Origin of the sequence: Thermogymnomonas acidicola, from assembly GCF_014646795.1 — an archaeon.
GTDB classification, from domain to species: Archaea; Thermoplasmatota; Thermoplasmata; order Thermoplasmatales; family Thermoplasmataceae; genus Thermogymnomonas; species Thermogymnomonas acidicola.
Genome location: NZ_BMNY01000002.1, coordinates 317914 through 327579 on the forward strand (window position 1 = coordinate 317914; position 9666 = coordinate 327579).

Below are 9666 nucleotides of genomic sequence, written 5' to 3' on the forward strand. Positions count from 1 at the left end.
ATCACCTGTAACCGTAAAGCGCGTCCCTCTCCTTCAACTCTTCCGGCCTCTCTTCCTCGTTCCCGTAGCCTCCCCCGCCACCGGTGACTATCTCCACCGTCTCGCCTTTTCCGAGGGGATAGGCCGACACATTCGCCAACTTCTTTCCCCCTATAACGACGTAGTTCGGCGTCCCCTCCCCCGGGTTCCCCCACGGCGGGTGCAGGGACCTGTTCATGGCAGCGGTGAAGAATGCCGGAACGAGCACCCTGTACACCTTCCTTATGCCGAAGCCACCCCTGTACTTTCCCCTCCCTGACCCGTCCTTAACGTTAAGCGAGAACTCCTCCACCCTTATCGGGTAGTTCCTCTCGATCACCTCCACCGAAGAGCAGTACGTCTCACCGTCAGCCAGTGAGACCAGGGCGCTCTCGCCATCACCGCTCTCTGTGGCACCCCAGCCACCCGGGTTAGGCTCCACCAGGACGAAACCCTTCCCGTTGACGTCCCTGCCGGCCACTATATCTGCAGCAACGCTGAGGAAGTGGCCCATGGAGAGCCTGTCAGGGAATACCGGGGCCAGGGCCTTCCAGACAGCGTCCGCAGCATAGGTTGTTGTCTCCCAGTAGACGCCGACGGGAGCTGGCTTCTCCGCGCTCAGTATGGTCGAGCGCGGCACCCTTATGTCCAGGGGCCTCACCAGCCCCTGGTTGTAGTCCGCGTGGGGGTCGACCACCGCCACGTAGACCGACCTGGCTGCGGAGACAGCGCCCGGGAGGGTCGTGTTTATCGATTCCATCACCTGCGGCGGGACGCCGGTGAACTCCACCTCCACCCTCGGCTCCCCTCCAGGCCTTATCCTAACCGTGCAGCCGAACTCCATGCCGTTGTCCAGCACCTCCCTGGATGTGTAAGTGCCCTGCGGGAATGTGGCGATCCTCTGCCTGGCCATTTCCTCCGACCTCCTCATTACCTCCGAGGACATGGGCCCGAACTCGAAGCCCTTCGATCTCAGGAGACCCGAAAGCCTGGAGGCACCCTTCCTGAGGGACGCTATCATGGCCATTATGTCACCCTCAACCACATCCGGCACCCTGCTGTTCTCAACCACCATGCCTATTATATCGCTGTCCACCTCGCCTCCCCTCACCACCTTCACAGGTGGTACCTGGATGCCCTCCTGGTAGACCTCCCTGTTATCAGGGCTCCAGCTGCCCACTGAGTTGCCGCCAATATCGTTCAGGTGCCCCTTGCAGACGCAGAACGCTACCAGGCCGTCATCGAACACTGGCATGACGAAGCCCATGTCGTTCAGGTGGGTGCCCGTGAGGTATGGGTCGTTCGTCATCACAACATCGCCCTCCTCCATGCGGATCCGCTTAACTACTGCCCTCACCATGAGGTCGAACACGCCGGTGAACAGCGGTATGCCGCATGATAGGGCAACCACGTTTCCCCCACTGTCCGTTATGGCGTTGGAGTAGTCCAGGACATCGTATATGACTGTGCTCCTGGCAGACCTCATTGTTGTCTGGAACATCTCGTCAGAGATCGAGGTGAGCGAACCGGTGAAGAGCTCAAGGTCGAATGGGTCAATGCGAGCCCCACTTCTCTGCTGTCTCTGCATCTATGTACCCCCACTGGAGGTCTCTCTCTATCAGTGGCCTGGGCCTCTCTTGGGCGGGCCCCCATGCGCCCCCACTGCCTGTCCTTATGCTGACCACGTCGCCCCTCCTCAGAGTCAGGCCGCCTATCCTCCTCCCCCTCATGTTCACGCTGCCTGAAACCACAAAGTAGTTGGGTGTCCCCCTGCCCCCACCGCCCGCTCCCCAGGCCGTGAACCTTGACCTGCCGAAGGACGCACTGAAAGACGCCTCGGAGCACAGTATGCGGTAGTCCTTCACTATGCCGAAGCCACCCCTGTACTTGCCGAACGATGGGCCATCACGGGTGTTGAGCTCCAGCCTCTCGACCCTGATGGGCAGTGTCCTCTCGATGACCTCCGCGGAGGCAAGGTAGGTCTCCCCGTCCCCACTGCACACCAGGGCGCTCTCGCCGTCCCGATCGAAGCTGGCCCCCCAGCCACCTGGCTGCGGTTCCACGATTGCGAACGGCTTTCCCCTCCCTGGCCTGTCGTCCACGCCGCCCACTATCGTTGCACCGACGGTGAGGAAGTGGCCCGCGGACAGCTTATCAGGTATAAGCTCAGCGAGGATGTGCCACACGAGGTCCCCTGCGTAGGACATCGATTCCCAGTAGGTTGAGGTTGGTGCCGGCCTGACGGGGTTGAATATCGAGCCCTCCGGCGCCACTACCTTAACAGGCCTGAAGAAACCGCCGTTCGGTTCCGTGTGGGGGTCGGAGGCGGCAACGAAGACCGTCCTGACGGACGAGACTGTGGCTGGGTACGGGCTGTTTATGGAGCCCCTCACGCTCCTGCTGCTCCCGGTGAAGTCCACCAGGAACTCATCATCCGTAACCGTGAGCCTGGCCCTCACCCTTATCGGCTCCTCATTGATCCCATCGTCGTCAATGAAGTCCTCGATTTCGAACGAGCCGTGAGGGAGCGCTCTCAGCAGTTCCCTGGCCTTCATCTCACCGGCCAGGATCGAGGATTCGACGGAGGCCCTGACCGCCTCGGACCCGTAGCGGTCAATGAGCCTGAGGATCCTGTTCCTGGCCACGCGCATGGAGGCCACCTGCGCCTCCATGTCGCCCAGGGTCATCTCGGGCGTCCTGCTGTTCGCTTCTATGATCCTGACGATCTCCTCGTCTATCCTGTCGTCCCTCCCTATCCTCACGTTGGGGAACTGGGTGCCCTCCTGGTATATCTCCGTGGCATCGGGTGACCAGCTCCCCATCCTCATGCCCCCGACCTCGCTCCAGTGCCCCTTGTTGACAAGCATGAAGAGTGCCTCGTCCTCGTGGAACACCGGCATGATCAGCGTGACGTCGTTCAGGTGGGTGCCCCCCCTGTAGGGGACGTTTGCCATGAATATGTCGCCCTTCTCCACACCCCTGCTCGACACCAGGTCCCTTGTGGCGTAGTCTAGCACGCCCAGGAAACCGGGGACACCGTTGGCCTGGGCAACCAGCTCACCTTCCGGGGTCGTTATGGCTGACGCGTAGTCCAGGGTCTCATAGATCACAGGTGACCTCGCAGCCTTTCCGAAGGCGTAGAACATCTCTTCCGCCGCGGCACGCAGGCCGTTAGCTATTATCTCCCGTGTGAAAGGGTCAACGTTCGTACCTGCTGTCCTCAGTTCAGTCAACGGACTCACGCTCCACTATGAGGTTCCCGAACCTGTCGGCGTGCACCCTCTGGCCCTCAAGGACGACTATAGTGGCAGTCTCCTCCTCCACTATGCAGGGCCCCTGCACATGCGTGGACGCAGGGATCTCCTTCCTGTCGTAGACCGGGACGTTTTCCTCTGAGCCGGCTAGGAAGACCTTCCTGTGTGCCTTTGGCCTGCCGCTCCCCTCCCTCTCCACTTCCGGCACCTTCACTCTGGACGCGCTCACCATGCCCACAACGTGAAGGTTCACTATTTCCACAGGGTTCCCTTCCATCTTGAACGTGTACTCCCTCTCGTGCTGCGAGTGGAACCTCCGGAGTGCCTCTCCCAGGTTCCCGGTCCCGATCGAAGGCGGCATGGGGACCTTCAGCGTGTGCTCCTGCCCAACGTACCGCATGTCCGCGTACCTCGCCAGCGTGGGTCCGCTGTACCCCTCCTGTCTGAAGAGTTCCACCATTTCCTCCTCCATCTCCCTGTAGGCAGACTCAATCTCGCTGAGGTTGCCCTCCTCAAGTGTGGCCACCACAGTCCTCAGCTTCTCGTGCCTTACATCTGCCGTGAGCATGCCCCAGGCGGAGAAGACACCCAGGGGTATGCATGGCACCATTATCCTGCTTATCTGCAGCTCGTCCGCTATGAACGGGGCCATCATGGGCCCTGCGCCCCCGAATGGGACAAGGGTGAAGTCCCTGGGGTCGTAGCCCCTCTGCACGGACACAAGGCGGATGGCGAAGGCTGCGTTCTCGTTCCCCAGGTTTATAATGCCCTCTGCCGTCTCGTTTGCCCCCATAGACAGCCTGTCGGCCAGTGCCTGGATGGCCTCCTCCGCAAGCTTCCTCTCCAGCCTTATCCTTCCGCCCAGGAAGTACGACGGGTCTATGAAGCCGTTGACCACATACGCATCGGTCAGCGTGGGTTCCGTGCCGCCCCTGCCATAGCAGGCAGGGCCAGGGTATGCCCCCGAGGCCCTCGGGCCCACCCTCAGCCTGCCGTCCTCCACGTAGGCTATGCTCGTCCCGCCGCTGCCGACCTCAACAATGTCCACCACCGGCACGCGCACAGGGTAGCCTGGGTTGAACCTGTCCCTTCCTATGTGGTAATCCGTCACTATCCTCGGCTCTGACCCGGACACCAGGGACGACTTCGTCGTGGTGCTCCCCCCGTCCAGGGTTATTATGTCGACCCTCGTGGAGCCGGTGCACTGCCTGACCAGGCTGATCGCGCCCATCACGCCGGACACGGGCCCTGACTCTAGGCTGTATATAGGGTAATTCCTCATGTGCTGTGTGCTGCTGAGGCCTCCGTTGGAGGACATTATGAAGAAGTTGCCCCGGAACCCAGAATCCCTGAAGAACCGCTCGAGGGTGTTGAGATAGCTGTCAACCTTCGGCTGCACTGCGGCGTTAAGGACGGCGGTGCTCGTCCTCTCGTACTCCCTCCACTCACCCGAGACCTCGCTCGAGAGCGTAACGTATTCGAACCCCATCTGCCTGATGCGCTCACCGGCCAGCCTCTCGTGCTGGGGGTTCGCGTAGCTGTTGATGAACGATACTGCCACACTCTTCACCCCGTGCTCCCTGAACTTTTGAGATATATCTGAAAGGCCGTCCAGGGCCAGCGGTGTCACTTCGGACCCTGTGGCGTCCAGCCTGCCATCGACCTCCAGCCTCAGATAGCGTGGCACGAAGGGCTCGGGCTTCCTGTACCTGAGGTTGTATATGTCCCTGCGGTTCGACCTCTGTATCTCCAGTACGTCCCTGAAGCCCTTCGTTGTTACAAGGCCAACCGTTGCGACGTCTCTCTGCACGATGGAGTTAATGACCACCGTGTGTCCGTGGATTATGTCCCTCACCTGGCGGAGGTCAATTCCTGAGGCCCTCACGGAGTTCATCACACCCTCCGCCTGTTCCCTGGTCGTGTCCACCTTCACGCTCACCATGTTTCCGTTTTCATCTATAGCAACGAGGTCCGTGAAGGCACCACCGATATCTATCCCGATCCTGTACATTGCGATCACACCCTGATACCCCACTCTAACCACTCACTCTCTGGAGAGGGCTCGAAGCGCCCCTTCCTGCTGTGCGATATGCCGGTCCTCTTCCTCACCTCTGCAAGGAACTCCGCATGCTTGAAGGGTGCCAGGACAGCGTCGACCACGGGCACGCCGACCTCCTCCTGCACCTGCCTGTAGAAGCCAAACTCTATGGTGCACCCGAGGATAATGACCTCGGCACCCTTCTCCACCGCCCTCCTGGCTGCCTGCACGATCCTCTTCTCCGTCTCCCGCGGCTCCCTCTGGAACTCGAGCACTCCCATGTCCACAGATTCGAAAGACACAAGCCTTTCGGACATGCCGTACCTCTGCACGTTTTCCCTCATCTGCGGTACCCACTTTGTCCTGCCAACCACTATGGAGAAAGAGGTGCCCAGCGACATGGCCAGGGCCATGGAGGACTCTGCAGGCGCAGTAACCACCATGCCGCTGAGCTCCCTTGCCTCGTAGAGGAAAGGGTCGTAGAAGCACCCTATGACGGCAGCATCGTAGCCCTGTTCCTCTGCCCTTCTCACCGTTCGCAGGATGTCAGCTGCCACCAGGGCCTCGTAGACAGAGTACTCGAGGTGGTGGGGCCCCCTCTCAAAGGACACAACATCCACCTCTGTGCCGGGCGCTGCATGCTTGATGAGGTAACCCCTGATCGGCCCGTCGAACTCATCCGTCCCCACGGGGTTGATCCAGAGGATCCTGGTCACTTCTGGCCTACCCCCCTTATGGCTATGGCCTCGTCCAGTGGCACGTTGAGTGTCTCCTTCAGGTAGTAGATGAAGATCACAGTGAGCCAGAGCGAGACGGCCACGATCACTATGACGCCGGTGAAGCCTATGACAGCGGCGGCCACAAGGAAGCCGAACATGAAAGGCGCAATGGAGTTCGAGATCCTCTGGGCCCCGCCCACCCAGCCCATAAGGGTGCCGCGGATGTTGCTCGGGTAAAGCTCAGGCTGCCACGCGTCCCAGACACCCCAGGCGCCCAGGTTGAAGAACGACAGTATTATTATTGCTGCCATCACGTCGTTGAATGTGAACGAGTAGGCAAGCCAGAACGTTGCTGCTCCGGATGCGGCCAGGAATATGGCCATGACCCACTTCCTGCCCAGTGACTTCTTCTCCTCCAGGTACGCGGCTGCAAGGTATCCCGGGTACTCAGCTATGGCGCCTATGGCAATGTAGAGGAGCGTGTTCAGGAAGGATATTCCCCTGTCCACCAGTATGGTCGGAAGCCACGCGAAGAGCCCCCAGTAGCCCAGGGAGAACGTAACGTTGGCTAGGAGTATCAGTATCGTCGGCCTCCTGAGCTCTGGCCTGAAGAGCTCGGCCATTGAACCGCGCCTGACGTTGACAGTGTAGAGCTCGGTGCCATCATCGATCGAGACCTTACCTGCGCTCAGCTTCTTTATTATATTCTTGGCCTCGCTCTGCCTGCCTGAGCCGACAAGGTAGTAGGGGGTCTCGTCCAGGAGGAAGTACACCGGCAGTATGTAGACCAGTGCCATGGCGCTGGATACGAGCATGGCTCCCTGCCAGCTGAACACAGGCAGCACGAAGTAAACGGCAGCGACCGCAAGCAGGGTGCCGGCCGGCCACCCGGAGGCCAGGTAGGTTGTGACCCTGCCCCTCGACCTGGTCGGGAGGAACTCCTCGAGCATCGCGAACGGCTGGACCATCACCATTATTATGAAGAAGCCCGCCACGAACCTCGCAACAAAGAAGACAGGCCACTCACCAGGAGAAGCAACAGCTGTGAATGCATTGGCAATGCCGTACCCAAGAAGGCCGTACATAATCGACTTCTTCCTTCCGATCCTGTCTGTGAGGGGAGCGAACCCATAGGCCCCAAGCAGGGCACCAAAGTAGGGGGCCGAGATGAGCGTCCCGCCTATCCCCGTCCCAACCCTGAAGTAAGGCATCAGGGTCGGCAGGAGGAACGAAGGTATCAGGAACTCCCAGGCCTCTATGGCAAAGGCAAAGAAGAGAACTGCCGTGGCAACCCAGTGGTACCTCGTCAGGGGCACGCTGTTAAAAATTTCGCCCACTTCCACTCTCCTTCGACCGTATTCAGCGTTTTCCATTTAGCTCAAAATCATATTCATGATGAAATACATAAATTTTTATATCTATGCATTCACCTACCATTGTAAATGTAAAAAACCGAGAATATAGGTCATTAAAAGTAATTTGCTTTTCATTGTTAAGCTAAAATATTATTTTTCTGAGATTCGTAAATCTGGAATGACTGCCACTGTCTATCAATTAAAGCCAGAAAGCGGAAGAAACAGATTCCATGATGCCCGCATTTAAGTTCCACATACATATGGAAAAGTGACGCAATTCGTTCCTTAAGTTCGAAAACCGATAGTTATAATAATATCTTATGTACTTAGACTATGATGTGGGAAAAAGCCCTGGAGGGTAAACTTGACGACATTGACATAAGGATAGTTAATATGCTCCTTGAGGACGGGAGGATGTCGGACAAGGAGATGGCTGACCAGCTGCACCTCTCGAAGACCGCGGTAAGGATGAGGCGCATGAGGCTCCAGCGCCTGGGGTACATTAAGTTCGTTGGCCTCCTTGTGCTGCAGAACATTGAACTGGAGTACGCGGACGTACTTGTAAGGATATCCGCCAGGGCTGAGGAGGGCGAGATACAGAGGCTCATAGAGCAGCTCACCTCCGATGAGACCATATACGAGGTCACCGAGTATTTGGGTGGCCGAGACCTCCTGGTCAGGATGTTCGACAGGAACAAACTGAACATGAAGAGGCACCTGCAGAAGATAATGCGAGACAACAGCATTGTGGAAAGCATAGATGTGCTCCCAGCGGTGAGGAGCTACAAGGCCTGGGGTGTGAAGCTCAACCACAGCGAATGAGGCCCTGGCAGCATTGTACCAGAAATGAGAAATACCCTTCCACAATCTTTAAATAATGAGAGCAGGAGTGCTGGCTGCCCTGGTGATAGTGGTGGTGGCAGCAGTGGCAGGTGGAGGGTATTACTATTACAGCAACGTCGCTGATACCGGCCACCTGGCCCTGGCCGCTGCAGACGCGCCTCCAAGCAGCCAGGTATTTGGAGTGTACATAACATTCGATGCGGTTGCGGTGCACAGCACGACCTCTGGCTGGCAGAACTTCAGCTTTGCCGCCAGGACACTGAACATACTGAACGTGACGCCGACGTCGGTCAGCCTGTTCACAAGCGATACTGTGGCCAACCTGACACTGCATGCTGGCAACTACACCATGATTAGGATCTACATAACCAACGTGACCGTGGACATACTTGGCTCCAACATCACTTTCAGGCTGGCCTCAGACTTCGCCTTCGTTAACCACCCGTTCACTGTAACCGCCGGGGGTACTGTCATGGGCGTGATAGAGTTCAACCTGAACTCCGACCTGAACCTGAACTCGAGGGTGTTCACGCCCAACATAGGGTTCGTGGTGAACGGCTCCTCATGAGGGGACGCCCTCCAACACATAATCCCTGAACATCCTTTTTTTAACTCTAATGGGGGTTAAGGGGACGAAAGTTCCCTTCCGTCAGGGAAGGGATGGATAGACCCATTTTAGAAACGTTTTTATGGTCATCAAGAAATAGATATAACCATGCGGTAAAGATTGGACAGAGGGTCACATTCTGTTTACGCTCTTTACCATCACCATGTCCAGGTTGTGAAGTACCGCAGGAAGGTGTCGAGAGTGAGGAAATGATCGATTTTCTGAAAGAACAGATCCAGGAAATAAGCAAGACGTCTGAAGTCGAAGTCATGGACATTGGTGCGGATAAGGATCACTTTCACATGCCATTCAAAGCAAAACCAACCCTGGACATGCCAAGGTACGTAAAAGCAATCAAGACAATTACCTCCAGGGAAATACAGAGGAAATCCTTTCAGGTGAAAGAGGAGTTTTGGAGAGGACACCCCTGGTCACCATCACCTAGTGACGAGAGGACAGGCAACACTGGAGGCGCTGAGAAAATATGTGGAGAGCCAGGGAAAAGAGTAACGTAATTCAACTCTCCTTCAGGTACAGGATTTATCCGACAGGAGGAGTAGAGGAGAAACTCCTCAACGTAATGCAAGTTGAAGCTGAAGTATACAACGCGTTGTTAGATGCAGTAAATAATGCAAGAAAAGAGGGAAGAAAGATAACGCCTAGGGACACGCAGAACATGTTGAAAGAGTTAAAAACAGGTGGGAAAGACCTGGTTTACTCCAAAGCCCTCCAGATGGTGAACAACCAATTATGGTATAACATCGATTCCCTTCACGGACTGGGGAAGAAAGGGAAGAGAGTTGGGAAATTAAGGTATAAGAAGATCCTCAGG

8 protein-coding genes and 1 pseudogene are annotated in these 9666 nt (G+C 57.2%); 4 read left to right on the forward strand and 5 right to left on the reverse strand.

All coding sequences use genetic code 11. From position 1 onward, the window contains the following. Window position 1 precedes the first annotated feature (1 nt). The 5 genes from IEW66_RS07335 to IEW66_RS07355 are packed head-to-tail and all read right to left on the reverse strand — an operon-like array spanning window position 2 to window position 7402. Window positions 2-1606, reverse strand: a complete 1605-nt coding sequence (locus IEW66_RS07335) for a hydantoinase B/oxoprolinase family protein (RefSeq protein WP_188681575.1) — start codon at window positions 1604-1606, stop codon at window positions 2-4. Then, complete coding sequence (locus IEW66_RS07340) at window positions 1572-3251, reverse strand: hydantoinase B/oxoprolinase family protein (protein WP_188681576.1); 1680 nt, start codon at window positions 3249-3251, stop codon at window positions 1572-1574. The genes IEW66_RS07335 and IEW66_RS07340 overlap by 35 nt, the downstream gene beginning before the upstream one ends. After that, window positions 3244-5283 (reverse strand): hydantoinase/oxoprolinase family protein, encoded by a 2040-nt coding sequence (locus tag IEW66_RS07345; RefSeq protein ID WP_188681577.1) that lies wholly within the window; start codon window positions 5281-5283, stop codon window positions 3244-3246. Before IEW66_RS07345 ends, IEW66_RS07340 begins: the two co-directional genes overlap by 8 nt. Before the next feature lie 5 nt (window positions 5284-5288). Further along, window positions 5289-6026: an aspartate/glutamate racemase family protein gene (locus tag IEW66_RS07350; RefSeq protein ID WP_188681578.1), complete on the reverse strand. Its 738-nt coding sequence runs from the start codon at window positions 6024-6026 to the stop codon at window positions 5289-5291. Next, window positions 6023-7402, reverse strand: coding sequence for an MFS transporter (locus IEW66_RS07355; protein ID WP_188681579.1), 1380 nt, complete (start codon window positions 7400-7402; stop codon window positions 6023-6025). Before IEW66_RS07355 ends, IEW66_RS07350 begins: the two co-directional genes overlap by 4 nt. Before the next feature lie 315 nt (window positions 7403-7717). On the opposite strand from IEW66_RS07355, the gene IEW66_RS07360 reads away from it, so the two are divergent. The 4 genes and pseudogenes from IEW66_RS07360 to IEW66_RS07375 all read left to right on the forward strand — a co-directional run. After that, window positions 7718-8206 carry an Lrp/AsnC family transcriptional regulator gene (locus IEW66_RS07360; RefSeq protein WP_188681580.1) on the forward strand — a complete coding sequence of 163 codons (489 nt, stop codon included), beginning with the start codon at window positions 7718-7720 and terminating at the stop codon, window positions 8204-8206. Between the two features lie 55 nt (window positions 8207-8261). Next, window positions 8262-8795 carry a DUF4382 domain-containing protein gene (locus tag IEW66_RS07365; RefSeq protein ID WP_188681581.1) on the forward strand — a complete coding sequence of 178 codons (534 nt, stop codon included), beginning with the start codon at window positions 8262-8264 and terminating at the stop codon, window positions 8793-8795. 159 nt (window positions 8796-8954) lie between these two features. Next, window positions 8955-9344 (forward strand): annotated as a pseudogene (tnpA, locus tag IEW66_RS07370) (IS200/IS605 family transposase). Next, the coding region (locus IEW66_RS07375; RefSeq protein ID WP_188681582.1) for a helix-turn-helix domain-containing protein at window positions 9319-9666 on the forward strand (348 nt) is incomplete at its 3' end. The pseudogene tnpA and the gene IEW66_RS07375, both read left to right, overlap by 26 nt.